This is a genomic window from Ruegeria pomeroyi DSS-3 (assembly GCF_000011965.2).
GTDB lineage: Bacteria > Pseudomonadota > Alphaproteobacteria > Rhodobacterales > Rhodobacteraceae > Ruegeria_B > Ruegeria_B pomeroyi.
The window spans coordinates 1,636,613-1,657,560 of sequence record NC_003911.12 but is presented as its reverse complement, the minus strand read 5'-3'; the positions used below and the strand labels follow the sequence as shown (position 1 = coordinate 1,657,560).

At 64.6% G+C, this 20,948-nt stretch carries 17 protein-coding genes; 8 read left to right on the top strand and 9 right to left on the bottom strand.

Annotated features, from left to right (window positions below; all coding sequences use genetic code 11):
* The first annotated feature begins 196 nt into the window (after positions 1 to 196).
* The 3 genes from SPO_RS07970 to SPO_RS07960 all read left to right on the top strand — a co-directional run bounded on the left by SPO_RS07970 (position 197) and on the right by SPO_RS07960 (position 3,178).
* Positions 197 to 811 carry a response regulator transcription factor gene (locus tag SPO_RS07970; protein ID WP_011047303.1) on the top strand — a complete coding sequence of 205 codons (615 nt, stop codon included), beginning with the start codon at positions 197 to 199 and terminating at the stop codon, positions 809 to 811.
* Positions 812 to 939: 128 nt separating this feature from the next.
* Positions 940 to 1,917 carry an HpcH/HpaI aldolase/citrate lyase family protein gene (locus tag SPO_RS07965; RefSeq protein ID WP_011047302.1) on the top strand — a complete coding sequence of 326 codons (978 nt, stop codon included), beginning with the start codon at positions 940 to 942 and terminating at the stop codon, positions 1,915 to 1,917.
* Between the two features lie 46 nt (positions 1,918 to 1,963).
* Positions 1,964 to 3,178: a glycerate kinase type-2 family protein gene (locus SPO_RS07960; protein ID WP_230981785.1), complete on the top strand. Its 1,215-nt coding sequence runs from the start codon at positions 1,964 to 1,966 to the stop codon at positions 3,176 to 3,178.
* 5 nt (positions 3,179 to 3,183) lie between these two features.
* On the opposite strand, the gene SPO_RS07955 is transcribed toward SPO_RS07960, so the two are convergent.
* On the bottom strand, positions 3,184 to 3,636 hold the full coding sequence (locus tag SPO_RS07955) for a group II truncated hemoglobin (RefSeq protein ID WP_011047300.1): 453 nt from the start codon (positions 3,634 to 3,636) through the stop codon (positions 3,184 to 3,186).
* 45 nt (positions 3,637 to 3,681) lie between these two features.
* The gene (gene tdm / locus SPO_RS07950) at positions 3,682 to 6,051 is read right to left on the bottom strand and encodes a trimethylamine-oxide aldolase Tdm (protein WP_030003205.1); all 2,370 of its coding nucleotides are present in this window, start codon (positions 6,049 to 6,051) and stop codon (positions 3,682 to 3,684) included.
* A 123-nt stretch (positions 6,052 to 6,174) separates the two neighbouring features.
* Between tdm and SPO_RS07945 the strand changes: the two genes are divergently transcribed.
* Positions 6,175 to 7,020, top strand: coding sequence for a DMT family transporter (locus SPO_RS07945; RefSeq protein WP_011047298.1), 846 nt, complete (start codon positions 6,175 to 6,177; stop codon positions 7,018 to 7,020).
* Positions 7,021 to 7,036: 16 nt separating this feature from the next.
* On the opposite strand, the gene SPO_RS07940 is transcribed toward SPO_RS07945, so the two are convergent.
* The 6 genes from SPO_RS07940 to SPO_RS07915 all read right to left on the bottom strand — a co-directional run bounded on the left by SPO_RS07940 (position 7,037) and on the right by SPO_RS07915 (position 15,400).
* Complete coding sequence (locus tag SPO_RS07940) at positions 7,037 to 7,915, bottom strand: bifunctional 5,10-methylenetetrahydrofolate dehydrogenase/5,10-methenyltetrahydrofolate cyclohydrolase (RefSeq protein WP_011047297.1); 879 nt, start codon at positions 7,913 to 7,915, stop codon at positions 7,037 to 7,039.
* Positions 7,912 to 8,802: a bifunctional methylenetetrahydrofolate dehydrogenase/methenyltetrahydrofolate cyclohydrolase FolD gene (gene folD / locus SPO_RS07935; RefSeq protein ID WP_011047296.1), complete on the bottom strand. Its 891-nt coding sequence runs from the start codon at positions 8,800 to 8,802 to the stop codon at positions 7,912 to 7,914. The genes SPO_RS07940 and folD overlap by 4 nt, the downstream gene beginning before the upstream one ends.
* A 63-nt stretch (positions 8,803 to 8,865) precedes the next feature.
* Complete coding sequence (locus SPO_RS07930) at positions 8,866 to 9,171, bottom strand: chorismate mutase (RefSeq protein ID WP_011047295.1); 306 nt, start codon at positions 9,169 to 9,171, stop codon at positions 8,866 to 8,868.
* Positions 9,172 to 9,230: 59 nt separating this feature from the next.
* Positions 9,231 to 10,907 (bottom strand): formate--tetrahydrofolate ligase, encoded by a 1,677-nt coding sequence (locus SPO_RS07925; protein WP_011047294.1) that lies wholly within the window; start codon positions 10,905 to 10,907, stop codon positions 9,231 to 9,233.
* A 28-nt stretch (positions 10,908 to 10,935) separates the two neighbouring features.
* On the bottom strand, positions 10,936 to 13,716 hold the full coding sequence (fdhF, locus tag SPO_RS07920; RefSeq protein WP_011047293.1) for a formate dehydrogenase subunit alpha: 2,781 nt from the start codon (positions 13,714 to 13,716) through the stop codon (positions 10,936 to 10,938).
* A 1-nt stretch (position 13,717) separates the two neighbouring features.
* The gene (locus SPO_RS07915) at positions 13,718 to 15,400 is read right to left on the bottom strand and encodes an NAD(P)H-dependent oxidoreductase subunit E (protein ID WP_011047292.1); all 1,683 of its coding nucleotides are present in this window, start codon (positions 15,398 to 15,400) and stop codon (positions 13,718 to 13,720) included.
* Between SPO_RS07915 and SPO_RS22830 the strand changes: the two genes are divergently transcribed.
* From SPO_RS22830 to SPO_RS07905, 3 genes are all read left to right on the top strand, one after another.
* The gene (locus tag SPO_RS22830) at positions 15,394 to 15,780 is read left to right on the top strand and encodes a hypothetical protein (protein ID WP_144083978.1); all 387 of its coding nucleotides are present in this window, start codon (positions 15,394 to 15,396) and stop codon (positions 15,778 to 15,780) included. The genes SPO_RS07915 and SPO_RS22830 overlap by 7 nt on opposite strands.
* A 61-nt stretch (positions 15,781 to 15,841) precedes the next feature.
* Positions 15,842 to 17,215 (top strand): ammonium transporter, encoded by a 1,374-nt coding sequence (locus tag SPO_RS07910; RefSeq protein WP_044028111.1) that lies wholly within the window; start codon positions 15,842 to 15,844, stop codon positions 17,213 to 17,215.
* Between the two features lie 133 nt (positions 17,216 to 17,348).
* Positions 17,349 to 18,068: a FadR/GntR family transcriptional regulator gene (locus tag SPO_RS07905; protein WP_011047290.1), complete on the top strand. Its 720-nt coding sequence runs from the start codon at positions 17,349 to 17,351 to the stop codon at positions 18,066 to 18,068.
* Between the two features lie 44 nt (positions 18,069 to 18,112).
* Here SPO_RS07905 and SPO_RS07900 read toward each other — a convergent pair whose 3' ends face one another.
* Positions 18,113 to 19,414: an ABC transporter substrate-binding protein gene (locus tag SPO_RS07900; RefSeq protein ID WP_044028110.1), complete on the bottom strand. Its 1,302-nt coding sequence runs from the start codon at positions 19,412 to 19,414 to the stop codon at positions 18,113 to 18,115.
* A 165-nt stretch (positions 19,415 to 19,579) separates the two neighbouring features.
* Between SPO_RS07900 and SPO_RS07895 the strand changes: the two genes are divergently transcribed.
* Positions 19,580 to 20,932, top strand: a complete 1,353-nt coding sequence (locus tag SPO_RS07895; RefSeq protein WP_011047288.1) for an NAD(P)-binding domain-containing protein — start codon at positions 19,580 to 19,582, stop codon at positions 20,930 to 20,932.
* The last annotated feature ends 16 nt before the right edge of the window (positions 20,933 to 20,948 follow it).

Genomic DNA, 20,948 nt, shown 5'->3' with positions numbered 1-20,948 from the left:
GGCCGGTCGGATTACCCACAGTGATAAAATCTCTTGCCCGGTGAAAAAACGTCCGATACTCCTGCTTTTGGGCACCCAATAGGGTGGGTAGAAACCTACCCATTTTGGTATGTATCCCAGTGTATGCTGAAAAAGACACTACCCGATTGGGTAGGAAATTCGATTTCCGCCTTTGTGATCAGAAGGATAGCAAATCATGCCACGGATCGAAATCATGCTGGGGGACGGCAATCCGCTGGTGCTGTCGGCCATGTCCGAGGTGTTCGAGCGCGATCCGCGATTCTCTTTGGTCGCCACCACCGCCACCGCCGAGGGGTTTCTGGGCATGGCGATGCGGGTGCCGATCCAGGTTGGGGTGATCGACTGGAACCTGCCCGCGCTGGGGGCAGAGAAACTGACCGAGGTGTTGCGTGCGCAAGAGCGCGCGCCCCGCGTCGTCATCTATGGCCACGACCAGGACCCGGGCCTGCCGCGCCGCGCCATGGCGGTGGGGGCGGCGGCCTTTGTCTCGCGCTCGGCGCCGATCGACAAACTGGTGCAGACCTGCCTGGACGTGGCCGAGGGCAAGATGGTGTTTCCCTTCCTCGACGTGCGCGAATTGCGCGCCGATCCGATCAGCACGCTGTCGCGCAAGGAACGGCTCTTGCTCGAGGCGCTGGCCGAGGGGCTGACCAACAAACAACTGGCCGCGCGACTGGGCATCTCGACCAACACGGTCAAGTTCCACCTGTCGAATGTATTCGACAAACTGTCGGTAAAGAACCGCGCGCAGGCCATCGCTTTCTACTACTCTGCACAGGCAAAGGGCTGAGCGGGGAGAGGTCTGCCCACGCACTCGGTATACACTGGGATGCAAATTTTTTAATTGACAGGAAATCTATTTTTGCCAATGGCTGAAAGGGACACATCCCTCAGACACGCAGAAAAGGGTCCTTTCCCATGTCCTTCCACCCCATCGAACAAGCCCCCGCACGGCTCAACCGCTCGGAACTGGCCGTGCCCGGCTCGCAGCCGCAAATGTTTGAAAAAGCGGCACAATCCGATGTCGACGTCATCTTTCTGGATCTCGAGGACGCGGTCGCGCCCGACGAGAAGGAACAGGCGCGCAAGAACATCATCAAGGCCCTGAACGACCTCGATTGGGGCACCAAGACCATGTCGGTCCGCATCAACGGGCTGGACACGCATTACATGTATCGCGACGTGGTCGATGTGGTCGAACAGGCCGGCGAACGGCTGGATCTGATCATGATTCCCAAGGTCGGCACGGCGGCCGATGTCTATGCGGTCGACATGATGGTGACCCAGATCGAAGACGCCAAGGGCTACAAGAAACGGATCGGTTTCGAACATATCATCGAGACCGCGCTGGGCATGCAGAACGTGACCGAGATCGCCGGCGCCTCGAAACGCAACGAAAGCCTGCATTTCGGCGTGGCCGATTATGCCGCTTCGACGCGGGCACGCACCACGATCATCGGCGGGGTGAACCCGGATTACTCGGTGCTGACCGACCCGCTGGAGGATGGCAGCCGCGCGGTGCATTGGGGCGACATGTGGCATTATGCCCTGGCCCGCATGGTGGTCGCCGCCCGCGCCAACGGGCTGCGCCCGATCGACGGGCCGTTTGGCGATTTCCAGGACCCCGAGGGCTATCGCGCCGCCGCCAAGCGGGCCGCGGTGCTGGGCTGCGAAGGCAAATGGGCCATCCACCCCAGCCAGATCGCGCTGGCCAACGAGGTGATGAGCCCGTCTGAGGCCGAGGTCACCAAGGCGCGCCGCATTCTGGAGGCGATGGCCGAGGCCGAGGCCGCTGGCAAGGGCGCGGTCTCGCTCGATGGGCGGCTGATCGACTATGCCTCGATCCGTCAGGCCGAGGTGCTGGTGGAAAAGGCCCGCCAAATTGCCGGCAACTGACACGACAAGCCTGCGAACGGCGGCGGTCCGGGCCTTCCGGGCCGCCGTGCGCCGGGCCGATCCGGGCCTGGCGCTGACAGACTGCCTGCGCCGGACCGGCCTGCCCCGCCCCAACGGCGACGGCAAGACCATCGTGCTGGCCCTGGGCAAGGCCGCCCCGGCGATGATCCGGGCGCTGCATGGCCAGATCACGGGCCCTCGGGTGATGCTTTGCGTCACCCATCGCGAGAATCAGGAGCCGGTGGCCGGGGCCGAGGTGTTTCGCGCCGGGCACCCGGTGCCCGACGAGATCGGCCACCATGCCGCTCGCCGCGTGCGCGAGATACTGGCCGAGACCACCGCGCGCGACGTGGTGCTGGCGCTGATCTCGGGCGGCGGCTCGGCCCTGTTGCCGGCACCGCCCGACGGGGTCACGCTGGATCACAAGCAGGCGCTGAACCGGCTGCTGCTGCAAAGCGGGCTGGATATCAACGCGGTGAACGCGGTGCGCCAGCATGTGTCGGTATTGAAGGGCGGCGGGCTGTTGCGCCACGCGGCCCCTGCCCCGGTCACCGCCTATATCCTGTCCGATGTGATCGGTGACGACCTGCGCGCCATCGCCAGCGGCCCGACCGTGGCCCCGATCGCCAGCCGGGCCGAGATCCGCGACCTGCTGGAGCGCAAGGGAATCGCCGACGCGCTGCCCGACAGCATCCGCCGCCATCTGCGCCAGCCTGAAAGCGCCCACCCGCTGCCAAAAGCGGGCAATCACCTGATCGGCGGCAATCGCGAGAGCCTGGCGGCGGCAGCGGCGGCGCTGACCGTGTTTGGCGAGGTCCAGGTGATCGACGAGCCGCTGGTGGGTGACGTGGGCGAGGCCGCCGAGACCGTGGCCGCCGCCCTTGCCCGCGCCGCACAGGAAGAGGGGCCGCAGGTCCTGATCTGGGGTGGCGAGACCACCGTGCGCGTGCGCGGCAGCGGCATTGGCGGGCGCAATCAGGAACTGGCCCTGCGGCTGGCCGCGCTGATGGAGGACACGCCGCTGTCGCGGCCCTGGCTGTTCCTGTCAGCAGGGACCGACGGGCGCGACGGCCCGACCGAGGCTGCGGGTGCCTGTGTCGATGCGGGCACCCTGCCCCGCATCCGTGCAGCCGGGGCCGCGCCCGAGACCTTCCTTGCGCGCAATGACAGCAACAGCGCCCTGACCCTGTCGGGCGATTTGCTGGTGACCGGCGCCACCGGCACCAATGTCGCGGATGTGCAGATCCTGCTACTGGGTTGAGCGGTTCAGGCCGCGCCGTCCGCCGGGCAGCCAGCGGCGGCGCGCGCCTTGCCGTCGCTTTCCTCGCGCCAGTCGGGCACGTCATTGACCAGCATCAGCGCCGCCCGCCGCAGGGTGGCGCGGAACTTGTCCACCACCTCGCCACGCAGGCCGCACTCGGCCAGGGCCGCGTCGAAGGTTTTCAGCCACAGCTCGGCATCGGCCTCGCGGATGGGCACATGGGCATGGATCTCGCGCAGGTTCATATGGCCGAACCGCTCGCGGTAATAGGCGCGCCCGCCCAGAAAGCCGCTGAGGAATTCGAACTGCGCCTGCCGGGTATGGTTCAACCCGTGACCGCGAAAATGCAGCCGGTGCAGCGGCCAGGCCTCGGGGTCGGTCTCCATCCGGTCGTAAAAGGTTTCGACCAGGTCGCGCAGCGCGTCCTCGCCGCCGATGGATGTCAGAGCCGATGTCATGGGCCTATCCTGTCCTGCCTTGCCGCTGGCCCGCCTTGACCAAGGTCAAGAGCGGGGTCTGGTTTTCTGCGGGTCGTAATGGGCAAAGGGCACGATGGTCGCGGGCAGCCGTTTCTGGTGCCCGTCCAGCTTGCCGATCTCCACCCTGGTGCCGACCTCGTGGTGGGCCACGTCGACCCGGGCCAGCGCGATGTTCTTGCCCAGAATAGGCGAGCGCATGGACGAGGTGACCTCGCCGATCTGGGCCCGTCCGATATGCACGCAATCGCCATGGCCCACATCGACATTGCTGTCGATATCCAGCCCCACCAGCACGCGCGCGGGATGCTCCTTGCGCCGGATCAGCGCCTCGCGCCCGATGAAATCGTCCGGCTTGGACTTGAGCGGCACGGTAAAGCCGATCCCGGCCTCGAACGGGTCGGTCTGGTCGCTGAAGTCGTAGCCGGCAAAGATCAACCCGGCCTCGATCCGCACCATGTCCAGCGCTTCCAGCCCCATCGGGCGGATGCCATGGGCCTGGCCCGCCTCCCACACCGCGTCGAACACCGCGCCCGCATGTTTGGGGTGGCAGAAGATTTCATACCCCAGCTCGCCGGTATAGCCGGTCCGGCTGACCACCACCGGCACGCCCTGATCGTCGCCGATCCGGGCCGGGGCAAAGCGGAACCAGCCGAGCTCTTCGAACTTGGGCTGATGCGGCGCGGTCCAGATCACCTTTTTCAGCAGTTCGCGGCTTTCGGGGCCCTGCACGGCGATGTTGTGCTGCATGTCGGTCGACGAGCGCACCAGCACCTTGAGCCCCAGTTCGGCGGCCTTTTCCCGGATCCATTCGCCACCGTAGTCCGAGCCGCCGATCCAGCGGAAATTGTCCTTGCCCAGACGGAACACGGTGCCATCGTCGATCATGCCGCCATGGGGATAGCACATGGCGGTATAGACCACGCCACCCACCGGCAGGGTCTTCATGTTGCGGGTAAAGATATACTGGCACAGCGCCTCGCTGTCCGGTCCGGTGATCTCGAACTTGCGCAAAGCGCTGAGGTCGAGCACCACGCATTTCTCGCGACAGGCGTGATATTCCTCGATCGGGCCTGCGGTCGACATGCAATTGGCCAGCCAGAAGCCGTTGTATTCGATGAAGTTCTCGGTGAACCGGGCGAACCGGTCGTGAAAGCCTGTCTGTTTGGTCATTTTCGGTTCCGCGTCGGGGGTGGGCCGGTAAGCTACGGCGCGTTGAAAGGTCTCCTTGCCGCTATAGGTGCGGACATGGATGTCGGTCGGGTTCCAGCCATTGGCGGCCGAGGTATCGTCGGGACAGGCCGAACTGACGCAGACCAGATCGGTCAGCGCGCGCAGCAGCACATAATCGCCCGGGCGCGACCAGGGTTCGTCGGCATACATCACCCCGTGATCGTCCAGCCCGGTGTTGAAGAAGAAGTTGATCGCCATCCAGCCGGCCCGCCCCGCGACCCCGTGCGGCGCCAGCGCGGCGTTGAAATTGTCCGAACAGTTGATGTGACCGGGATAGCCGATATCGTCGTAATACTTGGCGGCACAGGCCAGCGCAAAGGCATCGTGGCGCCCGCAGGTGTCCTGAATCACCTCGACCAGCGGCTGCATCTCCTGATCATAGTATTTCGCGTGCAGACCCGGCATCGGATAGGCATGGCCCATCAACGTCCGGGTGGTGGTCACGTCCAGCGCATGGGCGATGCCCTTGTCCAGCTTGCGCGCGGCGAAACACTGGAAATCGGTGCATTGGCGCCCGTCCACATCGAGGATCTGGATATAGTCGCCCGCCTTGACGAAATAGGCCTCGGCAGTGGCGGAATGCACCCGGATATCGGCAACCGGATCGGCCAGCGGGTCGGGCAGCTCGAACCGGGCCGCGCTTTTCAGCACCGCGCGACGGATGAACACGGTCAACGGCGTGGCGGTATCCTGCGCCTGAAAATCCATGATGCCGCCGGGGGCCGCGATGATCACGATCCCCTCGCGGCTGGCGGTAAAGCTTTCGGTCGTGCCCGCCGGCGTGCTGTGTTCAAAAAGATGCACCGCGCCCGCCTGCGACAGGTTCAGGCCACGCGCCTCGATCCCCATCCGCAGGCCTCGCAACGAGGGATCGTCCGAGGTGAGCAGCGCCATCAGCCCCGAGGGAGCCCCCTGCGCCCGCGCCCCGATCAGCCCGGCATCGAAACCGCCAAGCAGGTCGGCACAGACGATCTCACACGGTTGACCGCCCTCGGTATTCTCGATCTCGATCCGGTCGCCGGTTTCCAGCCGAAGCAGGATTGCCCCCGCCCCCGGAACCACATAGCGTTCCGTTCCAGGCGGCAGCGAAAACACCCGCGGTTGCAGGATGGCGCTGGGCTTTGGCGGCCCGGGGATGATCTCGGGATATTTGGTATCCAGCACGTTGCCACTCCGGTCATTTGCATTAGCGGAAAATTTCTTTATTGAAGAGAATATATCTCGAGGACCCACCGTGCAAGCCATTCGAACCCGTTTCCGGCAGATTTCCACCCCGCGAGGCACGTCATGAGCGCGCTGGGCCTGGGGTTGATCGCGGCGCTCTGCTGGGGGCTGCATGACATCACCATCCGCTATCTCAGCCGAACCGTGCCATTGATGGGGGCGCTGGCGGTGGTGCTGGCGACCGGGCTGGGGTTTCAGGCCACGGTGCTGGCCGCAACCGAGGGCGCGCGCCTGCCGCAAGGCCCGGCGCTGTGGCTCTCGATCGGGTCCGGGCTGGCCTTTCTGGTGGCCAGTCTCGGCCTCTATTTTGCCTTTGAACGCGGGCCTGTGCGGCTGGTCGCGCCGATCATAGGCGCCTATCCTATTCTGTCGCTGCTGTTTGCCTTTCTGGCCGGGGCGCCGATCGGAGCCGATCAGGTGCTGGCGGTGCTGGTGATCGTGGGTGCGGTCGGCGTGGTGGCGGGCCTGTCCGATGACAGCGGCGACCCCGCCCCGCCCAAGGGGCCGACCATCGCGCTGTCGATGATCGCCGCCATCGGCTTTGCCGCCACCTTCAAGCTGGGTCAGATGGCCGCCACACTGGATGGAGAGTTGAACGCGACGCTGCTGGCGCGGGTCACGGCGCTGGTGCTGTTGCTGGCGCTCATCGTGATTCGGCGCCAGACGCTGCGGGTGGGCGCCGCCGCCCTGCTGCCGCTGGTGGTGATGGGGCTGCTTGACGGGGTTGCCCTGCTGGCGGTGATCTCGGCGGGGGTGCTGGATCATCCACAACTGGCGGCGGTGGCCTCGTCCATGTTCGGCCTGATCACCATCGTGCTGGCCTGGGCCTTTCTGCGCGAAAGCATGAGCCGGCCACAATGGGTCGGCTGTCTGGCCGCCTTCCTGGCCATCGGCTATCTCGCCTGGTAAGGCGCCCGGTGCGGGTTCAGTGGATCCAGCCCGCCGCGCGCTGCTGCTGATGGGCGCGGATCGCGTTGCGCAGCAGGATCGCCACAGTGACCAGCCCGACCCCGCCCGGAACCGGCGTGATCCAGCCCGCCACGTCCTTGACCGCGTCGGTCTGCACATCGCCGACCACAACCGGGCCATCGGGACCGGGCACATGGTTAATCCCGATGTCGATCACCACCGCGCCGGGCTTGATCATGTCGGGTCCGATCAGATGCGCCTTGCCCACCGCCACCACCACCACATCGGCACGGCGCGAATGCATCGCATCCGAGCGGGTCATGTGGTGACAGACGGTGACGGTGGCGCCCTCGGCCATCAGCATCATCGCCACCGGCTTGCCCACGATCTCGGAATGACCGACCATCACCACCTCGAGCCCGGCCATGCTCAGGCCGGTCTCGCGGATCAGTTCGATCGCCGCCGCCGCCGTACAGGGCGCCATCGCCACATCGTTATAAACGATATTGCCGATCGAGGCGGGGTTCATCCCCTCGACATCCTTGAGCGGATGGATCGCGGCCTGAAGCGCGCGCACGTTGATATGATCGGGAACCGGGCGTTGCAGAATGATTCCAAGCACATCCGGGTCATCGTTCATCTCGCGGATGAGGCTTTGACAAACCTCCTGGCTGATCGAACGATCCCAGAGTTGCTGGTCGAAAGGCACGCCCACCGCGCTGGCGGCGCGCGCCTGGTTGCGCACATAGACCGCCACCTCGGGCACGTTGCCGATCGAGATCGAGACCAGTTTGCCGATCCGCCCGACCTGGTTCACATAGGCGCTCACCTCGGAGAGGATCCGCGCGCGCACCGGTTTTCCCGGCAGCAGGCGAGTATCCGCAACCGTGCTCACGGGGTTAGTCCGTCTGGTTCTGTGAGTTTGTTTGCGCGGGTGCAGGCGGTGAGGGTGTTGGCGAGCAGGCAGGCGATGGTCATGGGGCCGACGCCGCCGGGGACCGGGGTGATGGCGCCCGCCACCTGGGCGCAGCTGTCGTAATGGACATCGCCCACCAGCCTGGTCTTGCCGTCGCGCTCGATCCGGTTGATGCCCACGTCGATCACGGTGGCGCCGGGCTTGATCCAGTCGCCGGGCACCATTTCGGGCCGGCCCACCGCGGCCACCACGATATCGGCGCGGCGCACCACATCGGCCAGGTCCTTTGTGCGGCTATGGGCGATGGTCACCGTGCAGCTGTCGCCCAGCAAGAGCTGCGCCATCGGCTTGCCCACGATGTTGGAGCGCCCGATCACCACCGCGTCCATCCCCGAAAGCGAGCCGTGATGGTCGCGCAGCATCATCAGGCAGCCCAGCGGCGTGCAGGGCACCATGCTCTTTTGCCCGGTACCCAGAAGACCCACGTTCGAGATATGGAACCCGTCCACATCCTTGGCCGGATCGATGGCGTTGATCACCAGGTCCTCGTCCAGATGGCCGGGCAGCGGCAGCTGCACCAGGATGCCATGCACGTCCGGGTCACCATTCAGCCGGTCGATCAGCGCCAGCAGATCCGCCTCGGAGGTGTCGGCGTCCAGCTTGTGCTCATACGAGTTCATGCCGACCTCGACGGTCTGCTTGCCCTTGGAGCGCACATAGACCTGGCTGGCCGGGTCCTCGCCCACCAGCACCACCGCCAGGCCGGGGGTGATCCCATGCCCGGCCTTCAGCTCTGCCACATGTTCCGCCACCTGGCCCCGTATCCGGGCCGCAAAGGCCTTGCCGTCAATCACAGTTGCTGCCATTTGCTTTCTTCCTTGTTGCCGCCTTGTTGCCGCCTTGGGGTCGCGCCCGCCCGGGCCCGGCCTTCATACTTCCCGGATCACCCGCGCCTCGCGGGCGATCGACCAGTCCACCAGCTGCCGCCACAGATCCTCGATCAGGCCGGGGTCCAGCCCCTGGCCTTCGGCGGCGGCGCGGGCGTTCATGACCACTTCCTCGACCCGTTCGGGGATCCGCGCCGGCCAGCCATTGCCCTGCTTCAGCTCCACCGCCCGGTCGATATAGCCCGCCCGCGCGGCCAGCAGGCTGATCAGCTCGCGGTCCAGCCGGTCGATCTGCGCCCGCAGGCTGGTCATATCCGTGCAATCCTGCGGCGGGATGGATGTGCTCATGTCTTGAAACTCTCACGGCCCGGGATCGGTCCCGGGCCGTGAATTGCGCATATCGCGGCTCAGAACAAGCCCTCGATCTGGCCCGCGTCATTCAACCGGATGGTCTCTGCCGCCGGTTTGCGCGGCAGGCCCGGCATGGTCATGATCTCGCCGCAGACCACCACGATAAAGCCCGCGCCCGCGCTCAGGCGCACCTCGCGCACCGGCACCGAATGGCCCGTCGGCGCGCCGCGCCGGTTCGGATCGGTGGTGAAGGAATACTGGGTCTTGGCCATGCAGACCGGCAGGTTGCGATAGCCGGCCTCTTCCCATTCCTTCAGCTGGTTGCGGATCTTGGCATCGGCCAGAACCTCGTCGGCGCGGTAGATGCGCTTGGCGATGGTCTCGATCTTCTCGAACAGGCTCATGTCGTCGGGATAGATCGGGGCAAAATTCGCCTTGCCCGATTCGGCCAGTTCGACAACCTTGCGCGCCAGCGCCTCGGAGCCTTCCGAGCCCAGCTCCCAATGGCGCGACAGCACCGCCTCGACCCCGTGATTGGCGCAATAGTCCCTGACCGCCTGCACCTCGGCATCGGTATCGGTGACGAAATGGTTGATCGCCACCACCACCGGCACGCCGAAGGATTTGACGTTCTCGATATGGCGGCCCAGGTTGGCGCAGCCCTTGTTGACCGCGGCCACGTTTTCCGCGCCCAGATCGCCCTTGGCCACGCCGCCGTTCATCTTCATCGCGCGCACGGTCGCCACCAGCACCACCGCCGAGGGCGCGATGCCGGCCTTGCGGCACTTGATGTTCATGAACTTCTCGGCGCCCAGATCGGCGCCGAAACCGGCCTCGGTCACCACGTAATCGGCCACTTTCAGCGCCGTCTTGGTGGCGATGACCGAGTTGCAGCCATGCGCGATATTGGCAAACGGGCCGCCATGCACAAAGGCCGGGTTGTTCTCCAGCGTCTGCACCAGGTTGGGCTGCATCGCGTCCTTCAACAGCACGGTCATCGCGCCCTCGGCCTTGATGTCGCGGCAATAGACCGGGCTCTTGTCGCGGCGATAGGCCACGATGATGTCGCCCAGGCGCTTCTCAAGGTCCTTCAGATCCCGGGCCAGGCACAGGATCGCCATCACTTCCGAGGCCACGGTGATGTCGAACCCCGCCTCGCGCGGGAATCCGTTCGAGACCCCGCCCAGCGAGCAGGTGATCTGGCGCAGCGCCCGGTCGTTCATGTCCACCACACGGCGCCACACCACCCGGCGGGTGTCGATATCGGCCTCGTTGCCCCAATAGATGTGGTTGTCGATCATCGCGCTCAGCAGGCTGTGGGCGCTGGTGATCGCGTGGAAATCGCCGGTGAAATGCAGGTTCATCTCTTCCATCGGCACGATCTGCGCATAGCCGCCCCCGGCAGCACCCCCCTTCATGCCGAAGTTCGGCCCCAGAGACGCCTCGCGGATACAGATCATCGCATTCTTGCCGATCCGGTTCAGACCGTCGCCCAGACCCACCGTGGTCGTGGTCTTGCCCTCGCCCGCAGGCGTCGGGTTGATCGCCGTCACCAGGATCAGCCTGCCATCGGCGCGGTCCTGAACCGAATCGATGAACCCCTGGCTCACCTTCGCCTTGTCATGGCCATAAGGCAGCAGCTCATCCGCCGCGATCCCAAGCTTCGCGCCAATCTCCAAAATCGGCAACTTCCGCGCCTCGCGCGCTATCTCAATGTCACTCTTGTACGCCATCTGATGATTTCCCTGTTTCTGCTGTGGGTTAGACCGCGGATGCGGCGGTATCTGTGCGCTCGACCTTTACGGCTGCGTATTTGAACTCTGGGATTTTTCCGTAAGGGTCGAGGGCAGCGTTTGTGAGGATGTTTGCGGCGGCTTCGACATAGGCGAAGGGGAGGAAGACGTTGTCCTGGGCGATGGCGCGGTCGGCGCGGACCATGACCTGGACGCTGCCGCGCCGTGTGGTGAGGCGGATCATGTCGCCGGGCTCGATGCCCATGGCGCGCAGGGTGGCGGGGTGCATCGAGCAGTTGGCCTCGGGTTCGACCGCGTCGAGCACGCTGGCGCGCCGGGTCATCGAGCCGGTATGCCAATGTTCCAGCTGCCGCCCGGTGATCAGCACGAAGGGATAGTCCGCATCGGGGCGCTCGTCGGGCTCGACGATCTTCGCCGGGGTGAAGCGGGCCCGCTTGTTCGCACGCGGGAAGCCGTCGCCAAAGACGATGGCCTGGCCCGGATCCTCGGGGCTGAGCGAGGGATAGGTGACCGCCTCGCCTTCGAGCCGCGCCCAGGTGATGTTGTCGAGCGATTTCATGTTGCGCTTCATCTCGGCAAACACTTCGCTGGGGTGGCTGTAATTCCAGTCGAGGCCGAGGCGCCTGGCCAGTTCCACCTCGATCCACCAGTCTTCCTTTGCCTGCCCCGGGGGCGCCACGGCGGGGCGGCCCATCTGGACCTGGCGGTTGGTGTTGGTCACGGTGCCGGTCTTTTCCGCCCAGGCGCTGGCGGGCAGGATCACATCGGCATAGTTCGCGGTCTCGGTCAGGAAGATATCCTGCACCACCAGATGCTCGAGCATCGCCAGCGCGGCGCGGGCATGGTCGACATCGGGGTCCGACATGGCCGGGTTTTCACCCAGGATATACATGCCCCTGATGTCGCCATCATGGATCGCATGCATGATCTCGACCACGGTCAGCCCCTTCTGGTTCGAGAAGTCGCCCGAGTTCCACACAGAGGTAAAGGCCGAGCGCACGCCGTCATCGGTGACCGACTGGTAATCGGGCAGGAACATCGGGATCAGGCCCGCGTCCGACGCGCCCTGCACGTTGTTCTGACCCCGCAGGGGGTGCAGGCCCGCGCCGGGCTTGCCCACATTGCCGGTCATCAGCGCCAGAGAGATCAGGCAGCGCGAGTTGTCGGTGCCGTGGATATGCTGGCTGACGCCCATGCCCCAGAAGATCATGCCCGCCTTGCCCGCCGCAAATGTGCGCGCCGCGTCGCGCAGCTCACCGGCCGCGATGCCGCAGATGGGCTCCATCTTCTCAGGGCTATAATCGGCCAGATGCGCCTTCATCTCCTCCCAGTTCTCGGTGAACTGGTCGATATAGGCCTGGTCATACAGCCCCTCTTCGACGATCACGTGCATCATCGCGTTCAGCATCGACACATCCGCGCCCGGCTTGAACTGCAGCCGGTGGGTGGCAAAGCGGCCCATGCCGACGCCGCGCGGGTCGCAGACGATCAGCTTGCCGCCGCGCTTGGTGAACTGCTTGAAATAGGTCGCCGCCACGGGATGGTTCTCGATCGGGTTGCAGCCGATCACGATGGCCACATCCGCATTCTCGATCTCGTTGAAGGTCGCCGTCACCGCGCCCGAGCCGACATTCTCCAGCAGCGCCGAGACCGAGGAGGCATGGCAGAGCCGGGTGCAATGGTCGACATTGTTGTGGCCAAAGCCCTGGCGGATCAGCTTCTGGAACAGATAGGCCTCTTCGTTCGAGCATTTGGCGCTGCCGAACCCGGCGACATAGCTGCCCTTTTGCGCGCGCAGATCGGCCAGACCGCGAGCGGCAAAATCCAGCGCCTCTTCCCAGCTGGCCTCGCGGAAATGGCTGAGCGGATTGCCCGGATCCACGTTCAGCCCCTTGGGCGCGTCCGCGCGGCGGATCAGCGGTTTGGTCAGCCGGTGCGGGTGGTCGATATAGTCAAAGCCGAACCGCCCCTTGACGCAGAGCCGGCTTTCATTGGCCGGACCGTCGACGCCGGTCACATATTTGATCTTGTTGTCCTTGACCTTGAAGCTCAGCTGGCAGCCCACCCCGCAGAACGGGCAGACCGAGGTCACCTCGCGGTCGTAATCCTTGCTGTCGCCGGCCTGCTCCGCATCGAGCACGGTCGCCGGCATCAGCGCGCCGGTCGGGCAGGCCTGCACGCATTCGCCGCAGGCCACGCAGGTCGAGGCGCCCATCGGGTCGTTCTGGTCGAACACCACCTGCGCCCCGGCGCCGCGCCCGGCCATGCCGATCACGTCGTTGACCTGCACCTCGCGGCAGGCGCGCACGCAGAGATTGCAGTTGATGCAGGCATCCAGATTGACCCGCATCGCCACATGGCTGGCATCCAGAAGCGGCACATGCGCCGCGTCACGGGCCGGAAAGCGGCTCTCGCTGACCCCGTTCAGACCGGCCATGGCGTGGAAATGGCTCGAGGCGTCATGCGCCACCTCGGGCTGGTCGGCCAGCAACAGCTCGACCACCATCTTGCGCGCACCCTCGGCGCGGGCGCTGTCGGTGGTGACCACCATGCCCGCCGCCACCGGCCGGATGCAGGAGGCCACCAGCGTGCGCTCGCCCGCGACCTCGACCATGCAGGCGCGGCAATTGCCGTCCGGGCGATAGCCCGGGTCGGGCTTGTGGCAGAGATGCGGGATCACCAGGCCGCGGCCATGCGCCGCCTCCCAGATGGTCAGCCCCTCGGGCACGGTGACCTCTTCGCCGTTGAGGGTAAAGCTCACCATCTCGACATGTGCGCCGTCGGCCATCTCAGATCTCCTCCGCGAAGTGTTTCATGGTCAGCCGGATCGGGTTCGGCGCCGCCTGGCCCAGACCGCAGATCGAGGCATCCGCCATCACCTGGCACAGCTCTTCCAGCAGCGGCTGGTCCCAATGTTCGGCCTGCATCAGCTTGACCGCCTTTTCGCAGCCCGCCCGGCAGGGGGTGCACTGACCACAGCTCTCGTCCTCGAAGAAGCGCAGCATGTTCAGCGCCGCGTCGCGCGCGCTGTCCTGCTGGCTCAGCACCACCACCGCCGCCGAGCCGATGAAGCTGCCATGGGGCTGCAATGTGTCGAAGTCGAGCGGAATGTCATCCATGCTCGCCGGCAGCAGGCCCGAGGACGGGCCGCCCGGCTGATAGGCCTTGAACACATGGCCCGCCGCCATGCCGCCCGCCGCCGCGATCACGTCGCGGATGGTCGAGCCCGCCGGCAGCAGATGCACCCCCGGCCTGGCCACCCGGCCCGAGACCGAATAGCTGCGCAGGCCCTTGCGGCCGTTCTTCTCGACCGAATTCAGAACCTCCGGCCCCTCGCGGCAGACCCGCGCAACCCAATGCAATGTCTCGATATTATGGACCAGCGTCGGACGGCCGAACAGCCCCACCTGCGCCACGAAGGGCGGCCGGTGCCGGGGCAGGCCACGCTTGCCCTCGATGCTCTCGATCATCGCGCTTTCTTCGCCGCAGATATAGGCGCCCGCGCCCCGGCGCAGGTCGATATAGCCTTTGGCCACGATCCCGGCCGCCTCCAGCGCCGCGATCTCGCGCCGCAGGATCTCCAGCACGGCGGGGTATTCGTCGCGCATGTAGATATAGCAGGTCTCGGCCTCAACCGCCCAGGCCGCGATCAGCATGCCCTCGAGGAACAGATGCGGCACCCGCTCCAGGTAATAGCGGTCCTTGAAGGTGCCCGGCTCGCCCTCGTCACCATTCACCGCCAGGTAGCGCGGACCCGGATTGGCCCGCACAAAGCCCCATTTGCGCCCCGAGGGGAAACCCGCGCCGCCCAGGCCGCGCAGGCCCGCCGCCAGCACGCTGTCCTGCACCGCTTCCCAGTCGCCGCCCGCGCGCAGCCCCTTGAGCACCGCGTAACCGCCCGCCGCCGCATAGGCATCGAACGTCTCGTATGCGGGCAGATGCGCATGGGTATCGCCCGCCGCGATCGCCGCCCGCACCTTTTCCGGCGTGGCGTGATCGATATGGTTATGGCCCAGCTCCAGCACCGGCGCGGTGTCGCAGCGCCCCATGCAGGGCGCCCGCAACACCCGCACCTGGCCCGGATCGAGCCCCTCTTCCAGCGCCGCGCGCAGCTGCTCGGCCCCGGCCAGCTCGCAGCTCAGCGAATCGCAAACCCGGATCGTCAGCGCCGGCGGCGGTGTCTCGCCCTCCTTCACCACGTCAAAATGCGCGTAAAAGGTTGCGGTCTCGTAAACCTCCGCCTGCCCCAGCTTCATCTCGAACGCCAGAGCCGCAAGATGATCCGCCGAAAGATGCCCGCAAGCGTCCTGGATCAGATGCAGGAACTCGATCAGCAAATCCCGCCGACGAGGACGATCCCCCAACACACCCCGAACAGCCGCCAACGCCTCATCGCTGTAAACACGACCCTTCGGCAATCGACGTCCACGACCACGTCCACTCTTCCATACGCCCGCGTCATCCAGTGACATCCGTCAACACCTCCTGCGGCACACGACATACCACCGCATGCAATATTCTCTATACTCAATTTATTTTCCTGACAGTCAATACGAAATTGGCCCTTTTCCGTGATCATCCGCAGGCCCGAACAGGGCCGCGCGCGGTGCTGTCACCCAAAATCAGACCGGAACCACCTGAATTTGCGCAAGATTGGTTCTTTTTGGTTATTCGGCAGGCAAGCCAACAAACGCAACAAGATACGAAGGGGCAAAAATATTTCCCTAGGGTTAAAAAGATGTTTGAAAAGTGCCAATTTTGGGCCATCATCCCCGCACCGCCTCTCAGATCGCCAATCTGGTCTGAATTGGCCCACAAGACGCTGGCACTGGTCGCCCGATTGGTCCCCTGAAACGCCAGCCACACCCGGCAAAGCAAGGCCGGAGCCAACTGAGAACCAAGAGGGAAACAAGATGTCACTGGACATAAGCGCAATACATGCAGAACAGGTCACGCTGAATTCACTGGTGCAGAACCTGCTCTATGCCTCGGGCACGGTCGGGGCCATTCTGGTCGTGGTCGGGCTGTTGCTGATCGACGCGGGCACCGCCCGGCGCAAGAACCTGTTCAACTCGACCATCGAGAAGACGCTGGGCTTCTTCCTGGGCTTTGCCACCTATTACGTGATCGGCTTCGGCATCTGGGCCTCGCAGTATTACATCATGGTCGATGCCACCATGACGGATTCGATCAAGGACTGGTGGCTGGGCGGGGGCATGACCAACTCGCTGGCCCATCACGTGGACCCGGCGCTGTTTCCGGGGCTGAACACCTTCCAGATCTTCGTCTTCTTCCTGGCCGTCTTTGCTGGGATCATCAACATCCTGCTGCATTTCTCGGTCTCGGAACGGATGAAGGCCTCGGCCTATTACATCACCTGCGTGGTTGCCGCGGTGGTGTCCTCGGTGCTCAGCTGGGCCACCTGGGGGTCGGTCGGGCCGCTGACCAATGCGGGGTTCCACGACTTCTTCGGCGTCGGTTTCGTCTATCTGTTCCCGGCCGGCATGGCGCTGGTCTTTACCCCGAAGCTGGGCGCGCGCCCCGGCATGATGGAGCCGCATGCCCGCGTTTCGGCCTACCTGGCGCCCAGCATCGGGCTGTGTGCACCGGGCCTGCTGCTGATCTTTGGCGGCCTGCCGATGGTGATCATGTCCTGCCTGTTCTTCTTTGATCCCGAGGCGCTGGCCGTGAGTGTGACCATGGCCGATACCAGCGTCGGCATCGCGCTGAACAACTATGCGCTGGTCTGGGCCGGCGGCGCGGTCACCGGGCTGATCCTGGCCTATCGCTCGGGCAATTATGCCTACACGCTGCTGGGGCCGCTTGCCGGTTACGTGGCGGGCGCGTCGGGCTTTGACGTCTACCTGCCCTGGCAGGCCTTCCTGATCGGTCTGGCTGCACCCTTCATCGCCTATGCGGTCTACGAGTTCACGCTCAAGCGCGGCATCGACGAGCACAAGCTGTTCCCGCTGTTCCTGGGCTGCGGCACCTTTGGCATGATCGTGCTGGGCGTGTTCAAGGCGGGCACGCCGCGCGGTGGCTATCTGGGCTTCGAAGAGGGCGCCTATGCCTTCCAGCATGGCCAGATCTCGCTGGGGATGCAGCTGGTGGGGATCGCGGTCTGCATCGGTGCCGGTGTTGTCACCGCGCTGATCCTGTCGGTCATCCTGGAAAAGACCGTTGGCCTGCGGGTGGACGAGCATGACCAGATCGACGGTCTGGACAAGAAGATCTGGGATCTGGAACCGGATGTGCATACCCATGCCGACAGCGTCCCGCGCGCCTGATCGCTGAGACACCAAAAGGGCCCCGGCATGTGCTGGGGCCCTTTGCTTTGCGCCGCCGCGCTTGTGGTTGGCCGGGCGATTGCCCTAACATGGTCACCAGCAAGAGCAGGACGCGCGCCGCAACGAGGGCCAAATGAACCAGACACTGAAGGCAGAGATGCCGATCGGCCAATCCATCGGCGAAACCGTCCGCATCGTGGCGGATACGCTGTTCGCGCGCATCAGCTCGGGCGAGTATCCGCCGGATTCGCGCCTGCCCAGCGAACGGGCGCTGGCCGCCGAGCTGGGCGTGTCGCGCAACACGGTGCGCGAGGCGCTGGATGTGCTGGAAAGCCGCGACATGATCCGCCGCCGCCAGGGCAGCGGCAGTTTCGTGACCTATCAGCTGGACAGCAAGGACACCCCTGCCCCCGGCTCGGTCGGCGAACGCACCAGCCCGCTGGACCATCTGATCGTGCGCTCGATCATCGAACCCGAGATGATCCGGCTGGCGGTGATGAACATGACCCCAAAGGAGCTGGACGAGCTGGCGCAGACCGTCGCCCGGATCGAATCCGTGCGCGCCGATCAGGCCGAGTTCACCCGCTGCGAAGAGGATTTCTATCGCCGGATCGCGCGCTCGACCCGCAATCCGCTGCTGGAATCCTGCTATGAGCTGACGATCGAGGTCTGCCGCCAAAGCTTTCGCACCGCGCTGATGCGCAAGCATCTGACCCCGGACCGCATCCAGAATTATCAGACCCGCTTCAACTCGCTGTTCAACGCCATCGCCACCCGCGATGTCGAGGCAGCGGTCGAGATCACCAAGCTGCATCTGGTGGAAGAACAGAAACTGTTCCTGCACGAGGGCTGAGCGCGCCGCGGGCGCCTTAGGCTCAGGATCCATTCATCCTGAGCCTAGTCCACCAGATCGCGGGTGGTCAGGCCGGTCTGCGCCTCGCCGGTTTCCAGCCTTTGCTGCCACATCTGGCCTGCCGCCTGCATATGGCGGCGCAGCATGTCCTCGTGCTTGTCGAGCCAGGCCGGGATCGAGCCGAATTCGACGATCCGGGCCTTGCCCTCCTGTATGCGCACCACAGGCCAGTCGCCCACCAGCGCGTGGTCGATGCCAAAGATGCTTTCGCCCCACCAGCGCGCCGGACCAAAGGCATGGGTGACCGGGTCCATCTGTTTCATGGTCGCCAGCACCGAGACCGGGTGGACCGAGGCGACCTTTTCGACCGCGGCATGCCAGATATCCAGGATGGCGACATATTCCCAGCTCACCGCGCTCCAGTTGCCGGGATAGCGGGCGTTGTATTCCTTGAAGAAGGTGCTGGGCCGGTTGAAGAAGAACGCCTTGCGCGCCAGTTTCGGGTCGTCGAAATCGGGAAACTGGAACAGCGCGCCTTCCATGAACTCGGCCGAGGTGCGCGCGACCAGCCGCTGGTAATTGTCCAGCGTGCAGGACAGGATCTGCCCGGAAAACCCCTTGGCATGGGCATATTCCGTCATCGCGTGCACCATTGGCGTGTAACTGGTGCACCAGCACAGCACATCGGGCTGGGCATCCAGCATCGGCTGCACGATGGTGGCGACATCGGTCATCTCGGGGTCGTATTCCACCTCTTTCACCACCGGCACGCCTGCGGCCTCGAAGGCGGCGCGATAGGTGGCGATCGAGGGCAGGCCCAGCGCGTCCTTCTGGCTGCACATGGCAACCCGGCGCAGCTCGGGCCGGTTGCGCGCCAGCCAGTCGACCCCGGTCACGTTATAGATCGGGTGCACCTCGGAGGGCGCGATCAGATAGCGGGTATCGGGGGACAGGTCACTGGGCAACAGTGTCGAGGTCAGCACCTTGTTGGCCGTCAGAAAGCCGCGCAGCGGGGTAAAGGTATCGCCCCCCAGCATCATCAGCAGCTTCACCTGCTCGGTATGCACCAGATGGCGCGCCCCCTCCATCGCGCGCTCGGGGTCATAACCGCAGTCGAAAGGCACGATGCTGACCGGATAGCGGCGCCCGCCAACCAATATGCCCCCTGCCCGGTTCAACCAATCTTCCCACAAACGGCAGCCATGCAGGCCCGGCAGCCCCCAGGAGCTGACCGGCCCGGTCAGGGGCGCCAGAAACCCGATCTTGATTGGATCGCTCATCCCCACCCGGTCCTGCGGGAAGAGAGAGGTGACCGCCATGCGATGTGCGAAACTGGAGGATAGCATACCAATTTCTACCACTCCGCCGGGCAATGTCAAAAGGAGATCACCTTTATCAGTGGGGAAATTTTATCCCTGCGGTGAAAAATCGTTGACAGACTGGTCCGTGAAAAGCAACATCTGGTTCAGACCAAAAAGAACCAATTGATCCAACCAAGCAGGGAGACCGACATGACCACCAGCAAACGTGTGGCGATCATCGGCGCGGGACCGTCCGGCCTGGCGCAATTGCGCGCCTTTCAATCCGCCGCCGCCAAGGGCGAGGAGATCCCCGAGATCGTCTGTTTCGAGAAACAGGACAACTGGGGCGGGCTGTGGAATTACACCTGGCGCACCGGGCTGGATGAAAACGGCGAGCCCGTTCATTGCTCGATGTATCGCTACCTGTGGTCGAACGGCCCCAAGGAAGGTCTGGAATTCGCCGACTATTCGTTCGAAGAGCATTTCGGCAAGCAGATCGCGTCCTACCCTCCGCGCGCCGTGCTGTTCGATTATATCGAGGGCCGGGTGCTGAAGGCCAATGTGCGCGACTGGATCCGGTTCAGCACCGCCGTACGCTGGATCGACTACAATGACGAGACCGGCCTGTTCAAGGTCACCGTGCATGACCACACCAATGACCGCGTCTATTCCGAGGAATTCGATCATGTGATCTGTGCCTCGGGCCATTTCTCGACCCCGAACGTGCCCCATTACGAGGGATTCGAAACCTTCAACGGCCGGCTGGTGCATGCCCATGACTTCCGCGACGCGCGCGAATTCGCGGGCAAGGACATTCTGGTCGTCGGCTCCTCCTACTCGGCCGAGGATATCGGCTCGCAGTGCTGGAAATACGGCGCCAAGTCGATCACCTCATGCTATCGCTCGGCGCCCATGGGCTTCAAATGGCCCGACAACTGGGAAGAAAAGCCCGCGCTGGTCAAGGTCGACAAGAACACCGTGTTCTTCTCGGACGGCACCTCGCGCGAGGTGGACGCGATCATCCTGTGCACCGGCTACAAGCATTTCTTCAACTTCCTGCCCGACGATCTGCGCCTGAAGACCGCCAACCGCCTGGCCACCGCCGATCTCTACAAGGGTGTGGTCTATGTCCATAACCCCAAGATGTTCTATCTAGGCATGCAGGACCAGTGGTTCACCTTCAACATGTTCGACGCCCAGGCCTGGTGGGTGCGCGACGCGATCATGGGCAAGATCGACCTGTCCAATGTCACCAAGGAACAGATGCTGGCAGACGTGACTGAGCGGGAAACCCGCGAAGAGGCCAGCGATGACGTGAAATACGCGATCCGCTATCAGGCCGATTACGTCAAGGAACTGGTGGCCGAAACCGACTATCCCAGCTTTGACATCGACGGCGCCTGCGAGGCCTTCTTCCAATGGAAGAAACACAAGGGCGAAGACATCATGGCCTTCCGCAACAACAGCTATACCTCGGTCATCACCGGCACGCTGGCCCCGGTGCATCACACCCCGTGGAAGGACGCGCTGGACGACAGCATGGAGGCGTATCTGCGCAACTGATACGTCCGGGGCGGGC

What these genes read in the sequence shown, in the direction of transcription:
- SPO_RS07925 (WP_011047294.1), bottom strand. Translation starts at nt 10,907, where the DNA reads ATGGCGTACAAGAGTGACATTGAGATAGCGCGCGAGGCGCGGAAGTTG.
- SPO_RS07970 (WP_011047303.1), top strand. Translation starts at nt 197, where the DNA reads ATGCCACGGATCGAAATCATGCTGGGGGACGGCAATCCGCTGGTGCTG.
- SPO_RS07915 (WP_011047292.1), bottom strand. Translation starts at nt 15,400, where the DNA reads ATGTCACTGGATGACGCGGGCGTATGGAAGAGTGGACGTGGTCGTGGA.
- SPO_RS07965 (WP_011047302.1), top strand. Translation starts at nt 940, where the DNA reads ATGTCCTTCCACCCCATCGAACAAGCCCCCGCACGGCTCAACCGCTCG.
- SPO_RS07955 (WP_011047300.1), bottom strand. Translation starts at nt 3,636, where the DNA reads ATGACATCGGCTCTGACATCCATCGGCGGCGAGGACGCGCTGCGCGAC.
- SPO_RS07905 (WP_011047290.1), top strand. Translation starts at nt 17,349, where the DNA reads ATGAACCAGACACTGAAGGCAGAGATGCCGATCGGCCAATCCATCGGC.
- SPO_RS07945 (WP_011047298.1), top strand. Translation starts at nt 6,175, where the DNA reads ATGAGCGCGCTGGGCCTGGGGTTGATCGCGGCGCTCTGCTGGGGGCTG.
- SPO_RS07910 (WP_044028111.1), top strand. Translation starts at nt 15,842, where the DNA reads ATGTCACTGGACATAAGCGCAATACATGCAGAACAGGTCACGCTGAAT.
- SPO_RS07930 (WP_011047295.1), bottom strand. Translation starts at nt 9,171, where the DNA reads ATGAGCACATCCATCCCGCCGCAGGATTGCACGGATATGACCAGCCTG.
- folD (WP_011047296.1), bottom strand. Translation starts at nt 8,802, where the DNA reads ATGGCAGCAACTGTGATTGACGGCAAGGCCTTTGCGGCCCGGATACGG.
- SPO_RS07900 (WP_044028110.1), bottom strand. Translation starts at nt 19,414, where the DNA reads ATGCTATCCTCCAGTTTCGCACATCGCATGGCGGTCACCTCTCTCTTC.
- fdhF (WP_011047293.1), bottom strand. Translation starts at nt 13,716, where the DNA reads ATGGCCGACGGCGCACATGTCGAGATGGTGAGCTTTACCCTCAACGGC.
- SPO_RS07895 (WP_011047288.1), top strand. Translation starts at nt 19,580, where the DNA reads ATGACCACCAGCAAACGTGTGGCGATCATCGGCGCGGGACCGTCCGGC.